The 17891-nt window shown below is 57.0% G+C and carries 17 protein-coding genes; 8 read left to right on the top strand and 9 right to left on the bottom strand.

From position 1 onward, the window contains the following. Positions 1-27: 27 nt before the first annotated feature. The 5 genes from ftsZ (at position 28) to mutT (ending at position 6268) form a co-directional block, all read left to right on the top strand. On the top strand, positions 28-1182 hold the full coding sequence (ftsZ, locus tag F3I15_RS11185) for a cell division protein FtsZ (RefSeq protein WP_039382590.1): 1155 nt from the start codon (positions 28-30) through the stop codon (positions 1180-1182). Between the two features lie 100 nt (positions 1183-1282). Continuing rightward, positions 1283-2200, top strand: a complete 918-nt coding sequence (lpxC, locus tag F3I15_RS11180; protein WP_039382593.1) for a UDP-3-O-acyl-N-acetylglucosamine deacetylase — start codon at positions 1283-1285, stop codon at positions 2198-2200. A 267-nt stretch (positions 2201-2467) separates the two neighbouring features. Continuing rightward, complete coding sequence (secM, locus tag F3I15_RS11175) at positions 2468-2971, top strand: secA translation cis-regulator SecM (protein WP_150017960.1); 504 nt, start codon at positions 2468-2470, stop codon at positions 2969-2971. A 70-nt stretch (positions 2972-3041) separates the two neighbouring features. Further along, positions 3042-5747, top strand: a complete 2706-nt coding sequence (secA, locus tag F3I15_RS11170) for a preprotein translocase subunit SecA (RefSeq protein ID WP_150017959.1) — start codon at positions 3042-3044, stop codon at positions 5745-5747. 125 nt (positions 5748-5872) lie between these two features. Then, the gene (gene mutT / locus F3I15_RS11165; RefSeq protein WP_039382599.1) at positions 5873-6268 is read left to right on the top strand and encodes an 8-oxo-dGTP diphosphatase MutT; all 396 of its coding nucleotides are present in this window, start codon (positions 5873-5875) and stop codon (positions 6266-6268) included. 26 nt (positions 6269-6294) lie between these two features. Here the strand turns inward: mutT and yacG are convergent, their stop codons facing one another. From yacG to coaE, 3 genes are read right to left on the bottom strand one after another with little or no spacing between them, the layout of a single operon-like run. Next, positions 6295-6492 (bottom strand): DNA gyrase inhibitor YacG, encoded by a 198-nt coding sequence (gene yacG, locus F3I15_RS11160; RefSeq protein WP_150017958.1) that lies wholly within the window; start codon positions 6490-6492, stop codon positions 6295-6297. A gap of 8 nt (positions 6493-6500) precedes the next feature. Then, the gene (gene zapD / locus F3I15_RS11155; protein ID WP_150017957.1) at positions 6501-7244 is read right to left on the bottom strand and encodes a cell division protein ZapD; all 744 of its coding nucleotides are present in this window, start codon (positions 7242-7244) and stop codon (positions 6501-6503) included. Between the two features lie 4 nt (positions 7245-7248). Then, positions 7249-7857 carry a dephospho-CoA kinase gene (gene coaE, locus F3I15_RS11150; RefSeq protein WP_039382604.1) on the bottom strand — a complete coding sequence of 203 codons (609 nt, stop codon included), beginning with the start codon at positions 7855-7857 and terminating at the stop codon, positions 7249-7251. 218 nt (positions 7858-8075) lie between these two features. Between coaE and F3I15_RS11145 the strand changes: the two genes are divergently transcribed. Next, complete coding sequence (locus tag F3I15_RS11145) at positions 8076-9116, top strand: GMP reductase (RefSeq protein ID WP_150017956.1); 1041 nt, start codon at positions 8076-8078, stop codon at positions 9114-9116. Between the two features lie 29 nt (positions 9117-9145). On the opposite strand, the gene hofC is transcribed toward F3I15_RS11145, so the two are convergent. The 3 genes from hofC to ppdD are packed head-to-tail and all read right to left on the bottom strand — an operon-like array spanning position 9146 to position 12168. After that, the gene (gene hofC / locus F3I15_RS11140) at positions 9146-10345 is read right to left on the bottom strand and encodes a protein transport protein HofC (protein WP_150017955.1); all 1200 of its coding nucleotides are present in this window, start codon (positions 10343-10345) and stop codon (positions 9146-9148) included. Continuing rightward, positions 10338-11726 carry a type II secretion system protein GspE gene (gene gspE / locus F3I15_RS11135; RefSeq protein WP_150017954.1) on the bottom strand — a complete coding sequence of 463 codons (1389 nt, stop codon included), beginning with the start codon at positions 11724-11726 and terminating at the stop codon, positions 10338-10340. The genes hofC and gspE overlap by 8 nt, the downstream gene beginning before the upstream one ends. After that, entirely contained in the window at positions 11719-12168 is a 450-nt protein-coding gene (gene ppdD / locus F3I15_RS11130) for a prepilin peptidase-dependent pilin (RefSeq protein WP_150017953.1), read from the bottom strand. The genes gspE and ppdD overlap by 8 nt, the downstream gene beginning before the upstream one ends. A gap of 305 nt (positions 12169-12473) precedes the next feature. Here ppdD and ampD point away from each other — a divergent pair, with 305 nt between their 5' ends. Beyond that, complete coding sequence (ampD, locus tag F3I15_RS11125; RefSeq protein WP_150017952.1) at positions 12474-13025, top strand: 1,6-anhydro-N-acetylmuramyl-L-alanine amidase AmpD; 552 nt, start codon at positions 12474-12476, stop codon at positions 13023-13025. A 16-nt stretch (positions 13026-13041) separates the two neighbouring features. Then, complete coding sequence (ampE, locus tag F3I15_RS11120) at positions 13042-13887, top strand: beta-lactamase regulator AmpE (RefSeq protein ID WP_150017951.1); 846 nt, start codon at positions 13042-13044, stop codon at positions 13885-13887. Here ampE and F3I15_RS11115 read toward each other — a convergent pair. The 3 genes from F3I15_RS11115 to aroP all read right to left on the bottom strand — a co-directional run bounded on the left by F3I15_RS11115 (position 13869) and on the right by aroP (position 17741). Then, entirely contained in the window at positions 13869-14822 is a 954-nt protein-coding gene (locus F3I15_RS11115) for a family 43 glycosylhydrolase (RefSeq protein ID WP_150017950.1), read from the bottom strand. The two genes, ampE and F3I15_RS11115, sit on opposite strands and share 19 nt — an antisense overlap. Continuing rightward, positions 14819-16225 carry a glycoside-pentoside-hexuronide (GPH):cation symporter gene (locus tag F3I15_RS11110; protein WP_150017949.1) on the bottom strand — a complete coding sequence of 469 codons (1407 nt, stop codon included), beginning with the start codon at positions 16223-16225 and terminating at the stop codon, positions 14819-14821. Before F3I15_RS11110 ends, F3I15_RS11115 begins: the two co-directional genes overlap by 4 nt. 160 nt (positions 16226-16385) lie before the next feature. Then, positions 16386-17741, bottom strand: a complete 1356-nt coding sequence (gene aroP, locus F3I15_RS11105) for an aromatic amino acid transporter AroP (RefSeq protein WP_150017948.1) — start codon at positions 17739-17741, stop codon at positions 16386-16388. Positions 17742-17891: the final 150 nt, after the last annotated feature.

The raw sequence follows: 17891 nt of genomic DNA, 5'->3' as shown, positions 1-17891 counted from the left end.
CGAACAGGCACATAACGGAGAGAAATCATGTTTGAACCTATGGAATTAACCAATGACGCGGTGATTAAAGTCATCGGCGTCGGCGGTGGCGGTGGCAACGCCGTAGAGCACATGGTGCGCGAGCGTATCGAAGGTGTGGAATTCTTTGCTGTAAACACGGACGCTCAGGCGTTACGTAAAACAGCGGTCGGCCAGACGATCCAGATCGGGACCAATATCACCAAAGGTCTTGGCGCAGGGGCTAACCCGGAAGTCGGTCGTACCTCAGCGGAAGAAGATCGCGAAGCACTGCGTTCTGCGCTGGATGGGGCAGACATGGTGTTTATCGCAGCCGGTATGGGTGGCGGTACCGGTACTGGTGCTGCGCCTGTTGTCGCTGAAGTGGCTAAAGATCTCGGTATTCTGACCGTTGCTGTCGTGACCAAGCCGTTCAACTTTGAAGGCAAAAAACGTATGGCGTTTGCTGAGCAGGGTATTGCTGAGCTCTCCAAGCACGTTGACTCCCTGATCACGATTCCAAACGACAAGCTGCTGAAAGTGCTGGGTCGCGGCATTTCTCTGCTGGATGCTTTCGGTGCAGCTAACGATGTACTGAAAGGTGCGGTTCAGGGTATTGCTGAACTGATTACCCGTCCGGGTCTGATGAACGTCGACTTTGCAGACGTGCGCACTGTGATGTCAGAAATGGGTTACGCCATGATGGGTTCTGGCGTGGCGTGCGGTGAAGATCGTGCTGAAGAAGCTGCTGAAATGGCGATTTCCAGTCCGCTGCTGGAAGATATCGACCTCTCTGGCGCACGTGGCGTGCTGGTTAACATCACTGCCGGCTTCGATCTGCGTCTGGATGAGTTTGAAACCGTCGGTAATACCATTCGCGCATTCGCTTCTGACAATGCGACCGTGGTTATCGGTACTTCACTGGATCCAGAAATGAATGATGAGCTGCGTGTCACCGTCGTAGCCACCGGCATCGGCATGGATAAGCGTCCGGAAATCACTCTGGTAACCAATAAACCTGCTTCGCAGCCGGTTATGGATCACCGCTATCAGCAGCACGGCATGGCGCCGCTGCCGCAGGAGCAGAAACCTGCTGCGAAAGTTGTTAACGAACAGCCGGCCGCTTCCGGTAAAGAGCCTGACTATCTTGATATTCCAGCGTTCCTGCGTAAACAGGCAGATTAAGAATAAGCTGATAATTGGGATTTCCCGCTCTTTGTGCTAAAGTCTTCGCCCGCCGGTAATTTATACTGGCGGTCGGATGGTAATATTGCGAGATAATGCGATGATCAAACAAAGGACATTAAAACGTATTGTTCAGGCGACTGGTGTCGGTTTACATACCGGCAAAAAAGTCACGCTGACTTTACGCCCTGCGTCGGCTAATACCGGGGTCATCTATCGTCGCACTGACTTGAATCCACCGGTTGATTTCCCGGCTGATGCAAAATACGTGCGCGACACCATGCTGAGTACCTGCCTGGTGAACGATGAAGGCGTACGTATTTCAACAGTAGAACACCTGAACGCCGCGCTGGCGGGTCTGGGTATCGATAACATCATTGTGGAAGTCGATGCACCAGAAATTCCAATTATGGATGGCAGCGCAGCACCTTTCGTCTATCTGCTGATGGACGCGGGTGTGGAAGAGCTTAACAGCGCGAAAAAATTTGTACGCGTTAAGCAGGCGGTACGGGTAGAAGATGGCGATAAATGGGCTGAGATCAAACCCTATAACGGTTTCTCGCTCGATTTCACTATCGATTTCAAACATCCGGCTATCGATTCAAGCTCGCAGCGTTACCAGCTTAACTTCTCAGCTGAGGCATTTGTACGCCAGATCAGCCGTGCGCGCACCTTTGGCTTTATGCGTGAAATTGAATATCTGCAGTCTAAAGGCCTGTGCCTGGGCGGTAGTTTAGATTGTGCGATTGGCCTTGATGATTTCCGCGTGCTGAATGAAGATGGCCTGCGCTTTGAAGATGAGTTTGTCCGGCACAAAATGCTGGATGCTATCGGCGATCTGTTTATGTGTGGTCACAATGTGATTGGTGCCTTTTCGGCATTCAAATCAGGCCATGCATTAAACAACAAGCTGCTGCAGGCTGTCCTGGCGAAGCAGGAAGCCTGGGAGTGGGCCACCTTCGAAGATGAAGCTGAGCTGCCGCTGGCATTTAAAGCACCTAATTTAGTACTGGCTTAACAGCCTGTCATAAAAACGGCGGATACCCTGACACTCTCTCCGGTCAGCGGTATCCGCCGTTTTTTTTCGCCTGTCTGATGGCGTGGAAGCCCGCCCGCAAAATGCCCGCCTGTCTGGTGAAATGCTGTACGAAAAGCGTGAAATCCGCCGTAAGCCGCCCGATCTCTGCTGTGGAAGCCGTACATAAGTGCTATTATCTGGCGCTCATATAAGCGGTCTGACAGCATGTCAGGCGCATGAATGTGTTATTAACGTTGCGGACGGATTGTGATCGGACTCTTTTCACGCTGGCGACAATTAGGCAGGCGCTATTTCTGGCCACATCTCCTGCTGGGGATGGTGGCGGCCAGTCTTGGCCTGCCTGCCTGCGCGCAAAACGCCGAGCCTTCCGCCGCCAGCGACTCCCCTGTCAGCAGCCTGTTTACCGGCAATGTGGTTCACTTTGATCACCTGATCCGGCTACAGGAGAGCGCCCGCCGGCCCGGTGCTAATGTTGATTACTGGCATCAGCACGCTATCCGCACGGTGATCCGCCATCTCTCATTCAGTCTGTCACCGGCCACCGAAGCTGAAGCTGAAATCGCGCTGCCGCTGGCCGTACAGAAGCTGGCGCTGATTGATTCACTGCAGGCGCTGCTGACATCGCCTGTGCAGCCGCAGCCTGCGCATCTGGCACTGCTGCACGACGGCTATCATCCTCCGATAGCTCATGCCGTTGCCGACTGGCAGGCTACCAGCGATGGTATCCGCGCCGGACCTTTCGTTGCCTGATTACGCACCTTTTCCCCTTTTTAAGAGTTAACCGGCCGCGATATTCCGGCTGATAAGAGAAAAATTGAACATGTTAATCAAACTGTTAACGAAAGTGTTTGGCAGCAGCAACGATCGTACGCTGCGCCGCATGCGCAAAGCTGTAGATGTCATCAATAAGATGGAACCTGAGTTCGTCAAACTGTCAGATGATGAACTGAAAGCCAAAACCAATGAATTCCGCGCGCGTCTGGAGAAGGGCGAAGCGTTGGAGAGCCTGATCCCGGAAGCGTTCGCCACCGTACGCGAAGCGAGTAAGCGCGTATTTGGCATGCGCCACTTTGATGTGCAGCTGATTGGCGGCATGGTGCTGAATGAGCGTTGCATTGCGGAGATGCGTACCGGTGAAGGTAAAACGCTGACCGCCACGCTGCCCGCTTACCTGAACGCGCTGAGCGGCAAAGGCGTGCACGTGGTTACCGTCAACGACTATCTGGCACAACGTGATGCAGAGAACAACCGCGCGCTGTTTGAGTTTCTGGGCCTGAGCATCGGTATCAACCTGCCAGGCATGCCTGCGGTTGCCAAGCGTGAAGCTTACGCGGCTGACATCACTTACGGCACCAATAACGAATATGGCTTTGACTACCTGCGTGACAACATGGCATTCAGCCCGGAAGAGCGCGTACAGCGTAAGCTGCACTATGCGCTGGTGGATGAAGTCGACTCCATTCTGATTGATGAAGCGCGTACGCCGCTGATTATTTCGGGTCCGGCGGAAGACAGCTCCGATCTCTATATCAAAGTCAATAAAATCATCCCGCACCTGGTTCGTCAGGAGAAAGAAGATTCTGACAACTTCCAGGGAGAAGGCGACTTCTGGGTCGATGAGAAAGCGCGTCAGGCGCACATGACTGAACGCGGCCTGGTCAAGGTTGAAGAGCTGCTGGTCAGCCAGGGCATTATGGAAGAGGGTGAGTCGCTCTACTCACCAACCAATATTATGCTGATGCATCACGTCACCGCTGCGCTGCGTGCGCATGCGCTCTTCACGCGGGACGTCGACTATATCGTTAAAGAGGGTGAGGTCATCATTGTTGATGAGCACACCGGCCGTACCATGCAGGGGCGCCGCTGGTCTGATGGTCTGCATCAGGCTATTGAAGCCAAAGAGGGCGCGGATATCCAGAATGAGAACCAGACGCTGGCGTCCATCACCTTCCAGAACTACTTCCGTCTGTATGAGAAGCTGGCCGGTATGACCGGTACGGCGGATACCGAAGCGTTTGAATTCAGCTCGATTTACAAGCTCGACACTATCGTGGTGCCAACCAACCGTCCGATGGTACGTAAAGACATGGCCGATCTGGTCTACATGACCGAGAAAGAGAAGATCGACGCCATCATTGAGGATATTCGTACCTGTACGGCAAAAGGCCAGCCGGTACTGGTGGGGACTATTTCGATTGAAAAATCAGAAGTGGTCTCTAATGAACTGACGCGCGCCGGGATTAAACACAGCGTGCTGAACGCCAAATTCCACGCCAGCGAAGCTGATATTGTGGCGCAGGCAGGTCAGCCGGGAGCGGTGACTATCGCGACCAATATGGCGGGTCGTGGTACCGACATCGTGCTGGGCGGCAGCTGGCAGGCTGAAGTGGCCGCGCTGGAGAATCCAACCGAAGAGCAGATTCAGGCGATCAAAGAAGCCTGGAAAGTGCGTCATGATGCGGTACTGGCGGCGGGCGGTCTGCATATCATCGGTACTGAGCGTCATGAATCACGTCGTATCGATAACCAGCTGCGCGGCCGTGCCGGTCGTCAGGGCGATGCCGGCTCCTCTCGCTTCTACCTCTCTATGGAAGATGCACTGATGCGTATCTTCGCCTCCGATCGCGTTTCGAACATGATGCGCAAACTCGGCATGAAGCCAGGCGAGGCGATTGAGCACCCGTGGGTAACCAAAGCGATCGCTAACGCGCAGCGCAAGGTTGAGAGCCGCAACTTCGATATTCGTAAGCAGCTGCTGGAGTATGATGACGTCGCAAACGACCAGCGTCGTGCCATCTACAGCCAGCGTAATGAACTGCTGGATGTTTCTGACGTATCTGACACCATTAACAGCATTCGTGAGGATGTGTTTAAGGCGACAATCGACACCTACATTCCGCCGCAGTCGCTGGAAGAGATGTGGGACGTACCGGGACTGGAAGAGCGTCTGCGCACCGATTTTGATCTCGATCTGCCAATTGCTGAGTGGCTGGATAAAGAGCCGGATCTGCATGAAGAGACGCTGCGTGAACGGATCATGACCCGCGCGCGCGAAAGCTATGTGGCGAAAGAAGAGGTTGTCGGCACCGAAATGATGCGCAACTTCGAAAAAGGCGTGATGCTGCAGACGCTGGATTCGCTGTGGAAAGAGCATCTGGCGGCGATGGACTATCTGCGTCAGGGGATCCATCTGCGCGGCTATGCCCAGAAAGATCCCAAGCAGGAATATAAGCGCGAATCCTTTGCCATGTTTGCGGCAATGCTGGAGTCGCTGAAGTATGAAGTGATCAGCACGCTGAGCAAGGTTCAGGTGCGGATGCCGGAAGAGGTTGAAGCGATGGAGCAGCAGCGTCGCGAAGAAGCTGAACGTCTGGCACAGCAGCAGCAGCTGAGCCACGTGGATGATGCAACCGCCGCCGCCGAGGCGCTTGCCGCCCAGGGTGGCGATCGTAAAACCGGGCGTAACGATCCCTGCCCGTGTGGCTCGGGCAAAAAGTATAAGCAGTGTCACGGTCGTCTGGCCTGACCCGGAAAAGGAGCCTGCGGGCTCCTTTTTTTTGCCGTGATGACGCCGTTCAGGCCGGGTTATTAACATCCGCGCCGCGCTGTTTTACACTTTGCGCTCTTTGATAATAAAGCGGGATCAACTCTATGAAGCACCTGCAGGTCGCAGTCGGCATTATCCGTAATGCCAGCCGCCAGATTTTCCTTGCGCAGCGCGCAGCCAGTTCTTACATGGCAAACAAGTGGGAGTTCCCCGGCGGAAAAATTGAGCAGAATGAGAGCGCGGAACAGGCGCTGAAGCGTGAGCTGATGGAGGAAACCGGTATTGAGGTGACCCGAGCGACCGCAATCGGCCAGGCTGACCATGCGTATGATGACCTGCGCGTCACGCTGCATTTCTTTCTGGTGGAAGCGTGGCAGGGTGAGCCATGGGGACGCGAGGGGCAGCCGCAGCGCTGGGTGGCGCAGCGCGATCTTATTGCAGAGGAGTTTCCGGCTGCAAACCATGCGCTGATTGCTCGTCTGGTGGCAGACGAACTCTGAAACAGGGGCGCTATGCCCCTGCTGCGTTACTGCTGCTCTTCACTCCACTCATCGCTGTCGGTCAGGTCGCCACTGCTGGGAATGCGTTTTTCCTCTGCGGCCCATTCGCCAAGATCAATCAGCTGACAGCGTTTACTGCAGAACGGACGCCACGGGCTTAGTTCATCCCACATCACATCTCTGCCGCAGTTCGGGCAGGGTACGGTAATCATCTCTTCCGGCATAATATCCTCTAACAGCAGGCCAGTTCAAAATTCAGGCGGGCAGGCACCACACCCTGTTCGCTATCCAGCGGCAAAAATCGAATAGCGTAACGGCTTTTATGACCTGAAATCTGCGGATAGAGCGCATCCTCCAGCGTCAGCCGCAGCCGCAGCAGGTCTGCTCCTTCAGCATTGTCCTGATAAAATCCATTCAGGCTGGTCTGATGACGAAATACGCCAGACTGGCGGATAAGATCGAGGATCATCATCAGACTGTTACGCAGCGGCTCAAGCGATGCCAGCCAGCCAGCTACCTGCGTATCGCGCAGCGACTGCTCCTGATGCAGCCAGATGTGCAGACCAGGTAAATCAAAACTGCAGCAGCCGCCGGGGATACTGAGACGCTGACGCACCAGCGATATCAGCCGATCTTCACGCAGATGCTGGCCCATACGCGGTGCGTTCAGCAGTTCAGCGGAGAGCTGTTTGAGGCGGTTGCTGAGCTGGCTTACCGTCTGTTCATCAACGCCGGGCACGTCCAGCCAGGCGCGCAGTTTTTGCTGCTGACGCTCCAGCTCTTTAAGCAGCTCGGTTCGCATATCGCCACGCTCAAAAATATCCAGCAGGTCGGCAAGAATGCGAAACACGCCCAGTGCGGCAACGGAATGATTCACCGGTACCGTTTCATGCAGCTGATTGAGTAAAAATTCGACGCGCAGCCAGGTGCGCATCTTCTCATTCAGCGGATGCTCAAACAGAACAACTGTACTCATTATCTTAATCCCGTCCGGTTGCTGCCAGGCGCAAATAACGCTGGTGAAGTTCAGCAACCCGCGGCAGCACCTGCTCAGGTGTGCCGCTATTATCAATAATATCATCGGCGCAGGCGAGGCGCTGTTCGCGGCTTACCTGCGCAGCAAGAATACGTTGTGCCTGGCTCAGCGATACGCCGTCGCGCTGACGCGTACGCTGCAGCTGAACCGCTTCATCCACATCGACCACCAGCACGCGATCGGCCTGGCGCTGCAGATTGTTTTCAATCAGCAGGGGAACCACCCACAGAACATAAGAGGATGACGCCTGCGCCCTGAGCTGTTGAGTGCGGGCATTAATCAGCGGGTGCAGCAGCTGATTAAGCCAGTTTTTCTCCTGCGGCTGCTGGAAAATAATCTCCCGCAGACGAGCGCGATAGAGCGTGCCTTCTGCCGTCAGAATAGATTCGCCATGGCGTTTTACAATCGCCTGTAGCGCTGGCGTGCCTGGCTCTACCACCTCGCGGGCGATCACATCAGCATCAATGATCTCCACGCCCAGAGCGGCAAAGGCGTTAGCGACGGTGCTTTTACCACTACCAATGCCGCCGGTAAGCGCAACGGTAAACAGCATATTTTTCTCCCGGTATGCAGCGCATCAGAGGGCGGCAGTGTCACAAAAGTGAGAAGACGATCACATACTTAGCGATCGGCTGAATTTACCGGATTGTAGCGTAAGTAAAGTGAAATTCGCACCCTTGCCACCGCCATTATGGCGCGTATGATAACGACACTGGAGCCGTGAGCGCTACCCGAACTGCGGTTCGTTTTCACTAACCAGGACCCTCTGCTATGCGTATTGAAGAAGATATCAAACTGGGCTTTAAAGATGTGTTAATCCGCCCGAAACGCTCAACGCTCAAAAGCCGGTCTGATGTTGAACTGGCACGCACCTTTACCTTTAAGCACTCCGCTCTGGAGTGGCGCGGTGTGCCGGTTATCGCGGCAAATATGGATACCGTTGGCACGTTCACCATGGCAGAAGCGCTGGCTGGTTTTGAGGTGCTTACTGCAGTTCATAAACACTATAGTATTGATGCATGGCAGGCGTTTATCCAGCGCGTGCCCGCTTCCGTGCTGCAGTACGTCATGGTCTCAACCGGGACGTCAGAAGCGGATTTCACTAAACTGAACGCGATTCTTGCTCTCTCACCGCAGCTTCAGTTTATCTGCATCGACGTGGCAAACGGCTATTCAGAGCACTTTGTTGCGTTTCTGCAGCGTGCGCGTGAACGCTTTCCGGATAAGACCATCTGCGCCGGTAACGTTGTGACGGGAGAGATGGTGGAAGAGCTGATCCTGTCAGGTGCGGATATTGTCAAAGTGGGTATCGGCCCCGGCTCGGTCTGCACAACGCGCGTCAAAACCGGTGTCGGTTATCCGCAGCTGTCGGCGGTGATTGAGTGCGCCGATGCCGCGCACGGTCTGGGCGGACAGATTGTCAGCGACGGCGGCTGTTCCGTGCCGGGCGATATTGCTAAAGCGTTTGGCGGCGGCGCTGATTTTGTCATGCTGGGCGGTATGCTGGCGGCGCACGATGAGTGTGAAGGCACGCTTGTGGAAGAGCAGGGCGAACAGTTTATGCTGTTTTATGGCATGAGCTCTGAATCGGCGATGAAACGCCACGTGGGCGGCGTAGCGCAATACCGTGCGGCGGAGGGCAAGACCGTACGGCTGCCGCTGCGCGGGCCGGTTGCAGAGACCGTCAAAGATATTCTGGGCGGCCTGCGTTCAGCCTGTACCTACGTTGGCGCCGAACGTCTGAAAGAGCTGACCAAGCGTACAACGTTTATCCGCGTGGCAGAGCAGGAGAATCGTGTTTTTACCCGATAAACCTGCCGGGCGGGCGCAGCAGGCGCCCGCTAACGTATCACTTCTCCCAGACCAAATACCGGCAGATACATAGCAATAACCAGCGTGCCCACGATTGCACCGATCACCAGCATCATCGCCGGTTCAAGCGCGGCAGCCAGCGCTTCCGCCCGGTTTGAGGTTTCCGTTTCATGCCACTCTGCCAGCCGGGAAAGCATGATATCAAGCGCACCAGCTTCTTCACCGGCTCCTGTCAGCTGGACACAGAGCGGCGTAAACAGCGTATGCTGCTGCAGTGCCTGGTGCAGCGGCGCACCGGCAGCGATATGCGCCTGCAGCTGTACAATCGCTTCGCGCCACAGGCGCGCCGTCAGCGTCATTTCTACTGTCTGCAGGCTGTGCAGCAGCGTAAGCCCTGCGTGCTGCGTCAGCTGCAAAATGGCATAAATCTGGCTAAGCTGCGCACCGCGCCAGAGCGGGGCGATCAGCGGCAGACGCAGGATAAAATGCTGCAGGCGCCGCTGCCAGCGCGCGGAGCGGCGTATAATCTGGCGCACTGCGATGGCGCAGCCGGCAGCGAGCAGCAGCAGCGGCAGCGCGGTCTGCTGCATGCCTTCTGACAGCGCGACAACCCCTGCGGTAAAAGCGGGCAGCGGTGCATCAAAGCTGGCATAGACGGCAGTAAACTCCGGCAGCACAAATAACAGCATACCGGCACTGACCGCCAGCGCCACCAGCAGGATAAAGAGCGGATAGCGCAGCGCTTTGCCAACTTTCTGGCGCAGCAGGCGCTGCCTGGTCTGCTGCTGCGCCAGGCGCAGGCAGCAGCTGTCGAGCTGTCCGGTGGTCTCGCCTACCTGCATCAGCGCAGAAAAGAGGGGCGGAAAGAGATCGGGCCACGTGCGCAGCGCCTGCGAAAAGGTCTCTCCGGCCAGCACCTGCTGCTGCAGACCCGCGAGCACAACGCGCCAGCCGGCATGCGGATGCCCCTGCGCCAGCAGCATCAGGCTTTCAGCCAGCGGTAACCCCGCTTTTAGCAGCGTAGCCAGCTGGTGCATCAGCTCGATTTTTTGCTGCCATTTCCAGTCGCGTCTGCGCCAGCAGCGGCCGCGTTGCCAGCTCACGATCAGCATGCCGCGATCGGCGAGCTGATTCAGCAGCGCGGCCCGATCGCGCAGCAGCGACTCTCCTGCCTGCAGCTCGCCCATGGTGTCCAGCGCCTGCCAGCGGTAGTGATAGAGTTTAGCCATTGTCCAGCCCTACCACGCGCTGCATCTCTTCAAACGACGTCTCCCCGCGGCTCACCGCTTCAAGACCGGCGCTGAGCAGGGTTTTCATTCCCTGCTCGCTGGCGAGCGTCAGCACATGCTCCAGCGGCATCTCTGAAGAGATAGCGTTCTGCAGCCTGCTGTTAACCGGCAGGATTTCAAACAGCGCGAGGCGCCCATAGTAGCCGGAAAAACAGTGGTCGCAGCCTGGCGCACGCCAGGTCTGCAGGGTGCCGGGCCAGAGTGTGGCAGGCAGATGAGCGACAGCCTGTGCTGGCTGGCGACAGTGCAGGCAGAGACGACGAACCAGGCGCTGTGCAATCACCAGCTGCAGCGCTGGCCCCAGCAGATAGCCCGGGATCTCCATCTGCCTGAGGCGCGTCAGCGTTTCAGCGGTAGAGTTTGTATGCAGCGTGGAGAGAACCAGGTGGCCGGTTTGTGCCGCCTTTACCGCAATACTGGCCGTTTCACTGTCGCGGATTTCACCGACCATGATCACATCCGGATCCTGACGCAGCAGGGCACGCAGTACGTGATTAAAGTCGAGACCGCTGCGGGGCCGCACCTGAGTCTGATTGATGCCGGTCAGCGGGATCTCTATCGGGTCTTCAACGCTGCAAATATTTTTTTCCGGCACGTTCAGTGCGCTGAGGCTGCTGTAGAGCGTAAAGGTTTTGCCGCTGCCGGTCGGGCCGGTCACCAGAATCAACCCCTGCGGTTTAACCAGCGCCTGTTTCAGCAGACGCAGCTGGGCCAGCGGCATACCGAGTTTATCCAGCGCAATCGCACTGCTTTCACCCTGCAGCAAACGTACAACGGCTTTTTCACCGTGGCTGACCGGCAGCGTGGCGAGGCGAAAGGCGGCGTCACTGCCGTTTATCTCCTGGGTAAACTGCCCATCCTGCGGCAGACGCCGCTCTGCAATATCAAGCCCGGCGAGCACCTTCAGCCGCGCCAGCACGGCTGCCGGCTGCACCTCCGGCAAGCGCGGCAGGGTATGTAGCACGCCGTCAATGCGCAGCCGGATACGCAAGCCCTGCGGCTGAGGCTCGATATGCACATCTGAAGCGCGCCGCTGTACGGCCTGATGTAAGATCTGGCTTACCGCTTCGGTTGCTGAGGCCGCACTGCGCTGCTCAGGCAGCCGGTCATCGGACAGTGACGGGTGCAGCGCCTGCTCCATGCGGGCAGCCGGCCAGCACTCGATCTCTACCTGGCGCTGGCAGGCGAACTGAAGCGCCTCCAGCAGTTGCGGGTGAGGAGAATCGGTAACGGCTACGCGCAGCCGGGTGTCGTCATGCTGCAGCAGCCGCGCCTGATAGCGGGCGCACAGCGCCAGCAGTGTCGGATCATGCTCAGCCATTAGTCTCATCCTTATCTGCAAACCGGAACTGGTTCAGACAGTTATCGCGCAGGCTGCTGCTGGTGCTGGTACAGCTGCGCTGCCAGTTAAGCATGCCTTCTGCCGCGTTCCATACTGGCTGCATCTCCACGCTCAGCCCGCTGAGGTTCTCCTGCCCGGTAAGCGCAATCACGCTACTGGTAACGGTGAGCGAGGCGACATAGCGCGATCCTCTGGCTGCCGGAATGCCGTGTTCACCAGCCTGACACTGTGCCGGACCCCCGCGCTCAATGGCGCAGAGTTCCACCGCCGTTTTATAGGGCAGCATGGTTTGCAGCATGTCAGTCAGCGCAGCGCGCTGCAGGTAATTTTGATAAGCAGGCAGGCCAATTGCGCTGAGAATAGCGACGATGCCGATGACGATCATCAGTTCAATCAGGGTAAAACCGCGTTGTCTTTCCATAGCAGGGCTCCTTTTTTCTGAAGCGCTACGATAAGCAGCACCCGCGGGTGATGAAAGCGTATCGCCTGAAAAACGGAGCGTGCCGCGCAGCCATTTTTAGCGGTTGCAGCAAGCGACAGTTGCAGTACCGGGCGGGCTCACAACGCCGGACTGAACAGGGCCACCTGAAGCGTTATGACGCTAACCTGCTTTTGCAGCGGCAGCGGCAATGACCGGAGGATGAGAAAGCGCGCTATCGCACGAAGACGCTAAACCCTGCTCTGAATCGTGATATTCTCGGCCTGATTTTACTAAGGATGAGAGAGATGAAACTGGAACAGGGCTGGATCAGCAGCGCCCGTAAGGTGCCCTCGCCCCACTTTAATGCACGCCCCGACAATGAAGCGCCGTCGCTGCTGGTGATCCACAACATCAGTTTGCCGCCGGGCGAATTTGGCGGGCCGTGGATCGATCGTCTGTTTACCGGCTCGCTCCCTGCCGATGCACACCCCTATTTTGCTGATATCGCGCAGCTGCGCGTGGCAGCGCACTGCCTGATCCGGCGCGACGGTGAGCTGGTACAGTATGTCTCACTAAACGAGCGTTCCTGGCACGCGGGCGTTTCAGCTTTCAGCGGGCGGGAAAACTGCAACGACTTTTCTATCGGTATTGAGCTGGAAGGCACCGACACGCTGCCTTACACCGACGCCCAGTACGCCATGCTGCAGCAGGTCACCGCGCTGCTGCAGCAGCACTATCCGCTGGCCACCGATCGTATTACCGGCCACAGCGATATCGCACCCGGGCGTAAAACCGATCCGGGCCCGGCGTTTGACTGGTCACGCTATAAACAGGGTATTACTCAGGAGAATACCTGACACTGCAGGAGCCATTATGACGTTGTTTAGTTTGTTACTTGTTCTGGGATGGGAACGCCTGTTTAAAATGGGCGAACACTGGCAGCTGGATCACCGGCTGGAGCCGCTGTTCCGTGGCCGGCAGCACTTTTCGCTGCCGCGCACGCTTCTGATGACCGCAGCAGCCATGCTGCTGGTGTGGCTGGTGGTCTGGAGTCTGCATGGCCTGCTGTTCGGGCTGCTGCAGCTGCTATTCTGCATTGTGACCGGACTGCTCTGTATCGGCGCCGGTTCTGCACGACAGCACTATCATAACTATCTGCAGGCTGCCAGCCGTGATGATGAGGCGGCGCACCAGGCGATGGCTGCAGAGCTGACGCTGATCCATGGCGTGCCGGCAAACTGCAGCGAGCGTGAGTTTCTGCGCGAGCTGCAGAATGCGCTTATCTGGATCAACTTCCGTTTCTATCTCGCTCCGCTGTTCTGGTTCGTGGTCGGGGGGCCGGTGCTGCTGGTGGGGTACGCTTTTCTGCGTGCCTGGCAGAGCTGGCTGGCACGACACGCATCAGATCAGGCACGCGCTGCCTCAGGTGTTGATGCGCTGCTGCACGTGCTGGACTGGATCCCGGTGCGGCTGGCGGGCGTCGCTTATGCGCTGCTGGGGCACGGCGAGCGGGCGCTGCCCGCCTGGTTTGCTTCTCTGAGCGACCTCCGTCGCGCTCAGTATCAGGTGCTGACCAGCCTGGCGCAGTTCTCGCTGGCGCGCGATCCGCACACGGATAAAGTCGCCACCCCACGCGTGGCGGTGGCGCTGGCAAAACGCACTTCGCTGGTGCTGGTGGTGGTGGTGGCGCTCCTGACTATCTACGGCACGCTGGTGTAATCCGCCGGAGGCACGCCAAAATCGGGCGTGCCATCCTCGCGCCAGCTGAAATATTTCAGGCGCGTATGGCGATTAGGATCCCACAGCGGATCGCCCTCAATTTCCGTGTAGTTGCGGGCGTGATAAACCAGCACGTCGCGTCCCGCTTCATCCGTCGTAAAACTGTTGTGTCCCGGCCCATACTGCTGATTCTCCCAGCTGGTGGTAAACACCGGCCGCGCTGACTTCTGCCAGGCGATGCGATCGCGCGGATCGGCCTGCACGTCAATACTCAGCATACCCAGACAGTAGTTTTCATCGGTCGCGCTGGCGGAGTAGGTCACAAACAGCCGGTTACCGTGACGGATCGCCGCCGGACCTTCGTTAACGCTGAAGCCGGCACACTCCCACTCATATTCAGGCCGGCTCAGCATCACCGGCGTGCCTTTAAGCGTCCAGGGGTTAAGCAACTCAGCCAGATAAAGATTGGAGTTACCAGGAATAGCGGGATCTTTTTGTGCCCAGAGATACCAGTTTTTACCCTGATGGACGAAATGGGTGGCGTCCAGCGCAAAGCTATCGAACTGCGTTTCGATCCGGCGACAGGGCTGCCAGTAACCGGTCAGCGGATCGGCATCATCGCAGACCAGCGCATACATGCGATGCTGAAACAGCCCCTCTTTGATCTCCCGGCTCGGCGCCGCCGCAAAGTAGATGACCCACTGACCATTGATGTGGTGCAGCTCGGGCGCCCAGATCAGCTCACTGTATTCACCCTGGTCCGGCTTGCGCCAGACGGTAACAGCGGGTGCCTCACGCAGTCCCGCAAGCGTGCTGGCGTGGCGCAGCTCCAGCCGATCGTATTCCGGTACTGAAGCGATAAAGTAGTAGCCAGCGCCGTGCCGCAGAATAAAGGGATCGGCGCGCTGCGTAATAAAAGGGTTAGGCCAGGTCATTTGATCTCTCCGGGTTGAGTGGTTGCGGCCGGGGATGGGGCGGACAAATCGCGAACGTTAGCGCGGCGCAGCGCCAGGTCATCCTGAATCGTGCGCATCAGCTTGCGATCCACTTTCATCAGGCGCACCACGCCGGCGGTGATCAGATAGCCGACACCGGGTATTACGGTAAAGAGCAGCATAATGCCGTTGACGGCGGTAGCGGACTGCTGTTTTGCACCCGCGTCATAGCCGTAAACTGACAGCAGAAAGCCGACCATGGCACCCGCAACCGCCAGCCCGACCTTGAGAAAAAAGAGATTGCCGGAAAAGCTCATGCCGGTAATACGCTTGCCGGTTTTCCACTCGCCATAGTCATCCACATCGGCCATCAGCGACCAGTGCAGCGGCGAGGGGATCTGATGCAGAATATTCAGCAGGAAATAGGCCACCACCACCGTGACGGTAGCGTGTGGATCGATCCAGTAAAATCCGCATGAGAAGAGCGCCAGGGCGATATTGGTCCAGAAAAAGACCTTCAGCTTGCACCAGCGATCGGTGAGATATTTTGCCAGCGTGCTGCCGCCCATCATGCCAATTACGCCAAGGCTGATAAACAGCGTGGCAAAATGCGTCGACTGGCCCATTACCCAGGTCACGTAATACATGGTGGCCGCCATGCGGATAAAGCCGGGACAGACGTTGCAGAAGGTCAGCAACAGAATGCGCACCCACTGATCGTTTTTCCAGATATCGCGCAGGTCTTTCTTCAGATCGTCATGCGTCGGCACCGCCGGCCGGATTCGTTCGCGGACGTTAGCAAAACAGAACAGAAACATCGCCAGGCCGATCAGCGCCAGCACGCTCATCGCCAGCTGATAGCCGCGCGCCTTGTTGTCACCGCCAAACCACTCCGCCATAGGCAGCAGTGAGAGTGAGAGGATCAGCGTGGCGACACCCACCATCACGAAGCGATAAGACTGACAGGAAACGCGTTCGCCCGGATCGCTGGTGATAACGCCACCCAGCGAACAGTAGGGAATATTGATGGCGGTATAGGTCAGCGACATCAGGAAATAGGTGACAAAGGCCCAGATAACTTTGTTTTCATAGCTCCAGTCCGGCGTGGTAAACATCAGCACGCTGAACAGAACATACGGCACTGAGACCCAGAGCAGCCAGGGACGGAAACGGCCCCATCGGCTCTGAGTACGATCCGCTATCGCGCCCATGATGGGATCTGTTACCGCATCCAGCACGCGTACTGAAAGCAGCAGTACGCCGACCAGCGCCGGTGCCAGGCCAAAAACATCGGTATAGAAGTAGTTCAGAAACAGCATGATCGCGCCACCAATCATGTTGCAGCCGGCATCGCCCATGCCATATCCCAGTTTTTCTCTGAATGAGAGTGCAGCACTTTTCATCGTCGTCTCCTGCGACAAGTGGAGCGAAAAGTATCAGCGCAAACGGCAGGCAGGGGTGATCAACAATGAGTCACGTAGATGGACAAAACGGGTGCAGGGAAAAAAGTGTGAGGACGATCGGCAGAGGTGCCCGGTCAGATGAACCGGGCACGCGGAACTATCAGGCTTTCTGCGTTTTGTTTTTAATGGTGTAACCTACCGCCAGAATAACCAGCCAGACCGGAATCAGCCATACCGAGATCGCCATTCCGGGTGTCATCGCCATGATCACCAGCACGGCGGCCATAAACAGCAGACAGAGCCAGTTACCGGCCGGGTAGAGCACCGCGCGGAAGCGCGTAGTGACACCCTGCTGATCTTTCTTACGGCGGAATTTCATATGCGCCAGGCTAATCATCGCCCAGTTGATAACCAGGGCCGACACCACCAGAGACATCAGGATGCCAAAGGCTTCTCCCGGCATCAGATAGTTAATCAACACGCACAGCGCGGTAGCGACCGCTGAGACCATAATGGTGGCAACCGGTACGCCACGACGATCAACCCTGAGCAGCGCTTTTGGCGCATTGCCCTGCTGGGCCAGGCCGAACAGCATACGACTGTTGCAGTAAACACAGCTGTTATAGACCGAGAGCGCTGCCGTCAGGATCACGACGTTCAGCGCATTCGCGACCAGCGCATCCCCCAGCTCATGGAAGATCAGGACAAACGGACTGGTGTCAGCTGTGACGCGCGTCCAGGGCAGCAGCGACAGCAGCACTGCCAGAGAGCCAATGTAGAAAATCAGAATGCGCCACAGCACCTGATTAGTGGCTTTAGGAATGCTCTCTTCCGGGTTATCCGCTTCTGCAGCGGTAATGCCTACCAGCTCCAGGCCGCCAAAGGAGAACATAATAATCGCCATCATCATAACCAGCCCGGTCATGCCGTGCGGCAGAAAGCCACCCTGAGCCCACAGGTTGCTGACGGATGCCTGCGGACCGGCGTTGCCGCTGAACAGCAGCCAGCCGCCAAACAGGATCATACCGATAACGGCCACGACTTTGACAATGGCGAACCAGAACTCCATCTCACCAAACACTTTGACGTTGGTCAGGTTAATGGCATTGATGACGACAAAGAAAATAGCGGCGCTGGCCCAGGCAGGAAAATCGGGATACCAGAACTGAATATATTTGCCGACGGCGCTGAGTTCGGCCATCGCAACCAGCACGTAGAGCACCCAGTAGTTCCAGCCAGAGGCGAAGCCGGCAAAATTGCCCCAGTACTTGTAGGCAAAATGGCTGAAGCTGCCGGCAACCGGCTCCTCAACCACCATTTCGCCCAGCTGGCGCATAATTAAAAAGGCGATAAATCCGGCAATGGCATAACCCAGAATCACGGCCGGGCCGGCAGATTTAATAACCGATGCGCTGCCCAGAAACAGGCCGGTGCCGACGGCACCGCCCAGCGCGATCAGCTGGATATGGCGATTCTTCAGGCCGCGATGCAGCGCTTCGCCATGCTGTTGTTCCATACAAACCTCTTTGTATTGTTATTGTGCGCCTGCAGTGCCCGCACTTAAGGCTGTGATACTGCGTGTAATCTTTTCTTTACGAATTCAGACTGGCTCTCTGTAGCGAGACGCTATTCAGGCGACCAGAATAGTGATAAGCGCGCGACTTTG

This window comes from Pantoea sp. M_9, from assembly GCF_008631385.1.
Lineage (GTDB): Bacteria > Pseudomonadota > Gammaproteobacteria > Enterobacterales > Enterobacteriaceae > Pantoea > Pantoea eucrina.
Note: the sequence above shows the minus strand (reverse complement) of the source record. Positions and strands in the feature narration are given on the sequence as shown.

Coding starts and splice junctions, on each gene's coding strand:
- ftsZ (WP_039382590.1), top strand. CDS start 28: ATGTTTGAACCTATGGAATTAACCAATGACGCGGTGATTAAAGTCATC.
- lpxC (WP_039382593.1), top strand. CDS start 1,283: ATGATCAAACAAAGGACATTAAAACGTATTGTTCAGGCGACTGGTGTC.
- secA (WP_150017959.1), top strand. CDS start 3,042: ATGTTAATCAAACTGTTAACGAAAGTGTTTGGCAGCAGCAACGATCGT.
- mutT (WP_039382599.1), top strand. CDS start 5,873: ATGAAGCACCTGCAGGTCGCAGTCGGCATTATCCGTAATGCCAGCCGC.
- yacG (WP_150017958.1), bottom strand. CDS start 6,492: ATGCCGGAAGAGATGATTACCGTACCCTGCCCGAACTGCGGCAGAGAT.
- zapD (WP_150017957.1), bottom strand. CDS start 7,244: ATGAGTACAGTTGTTCTGTTTGAGCATCCGCTGAATGAGAAGATGCGC.
- coaE (WP_039382604.1), bottom strand. CDS start 7,857: ATGCTGTTTACCGTTGCGCTTACCGGCGGCATTGGTAGTGGTAAAAGC.
- F3I15_RS11145 (WP_150017956.1), top strand. CDS start 8,076: ATGCGTATTGAAGAAGATATCAAACTGGGCTTTAAAGATGTGTTAATC.
- hofC (WP_150017955.1), bottom strand. CDS start 10,345: ATGGCTAAACTCTATCACTACCGCTGGCAGGCGCTGGACACCATGGGC.
- gspE (WP_150017954.1), bottom strand. CDS start 11,726: ATGGCTGAGCATGATCCGACACTGCTGGCGCTGTGCGCCCGCTATCAG.
- ppdD (WP_150017953.1), bottom strand. CDS start 12,168: ATGGAAAGACAACGCGGTTTTACCCTGATTGAACTGATGATCGTCATC.
- ampD (WP_150017952.1), top strand. CDS start 12,474: ATGAAACTGGAACAGGGCTGGATCAGCAGCGCCCGTAAGGTGCCCTCG.
- ampE (WP_150017951.1), top strand. CDS start 13,042: ATGACGTTGTTTAGTTTGTTACTTGTTCTGGGATGGGAACGCCTGTTT.
- F3I15_RS11115 (WP_150017950.1), bottom strand. CDS start 14,822: ATGACCTGGCCTAACCCTTTTATTACGCAGCGCGCCGATCCCTTTATT.
- F3I15_RS11110 (WP_150017949.1), bottom strand. CDS start 16,225: ATGAAAAGTGCTGCACTCTCATTCAGAGAAAAACTGGGATATGGCATG.
- aroP (WP_150017948.1), bottom strand. CDS start 17,741: ATGGAACAACAGCATGGCGAAGCGCTGCATCGCGGCCTGAAGAATCGC.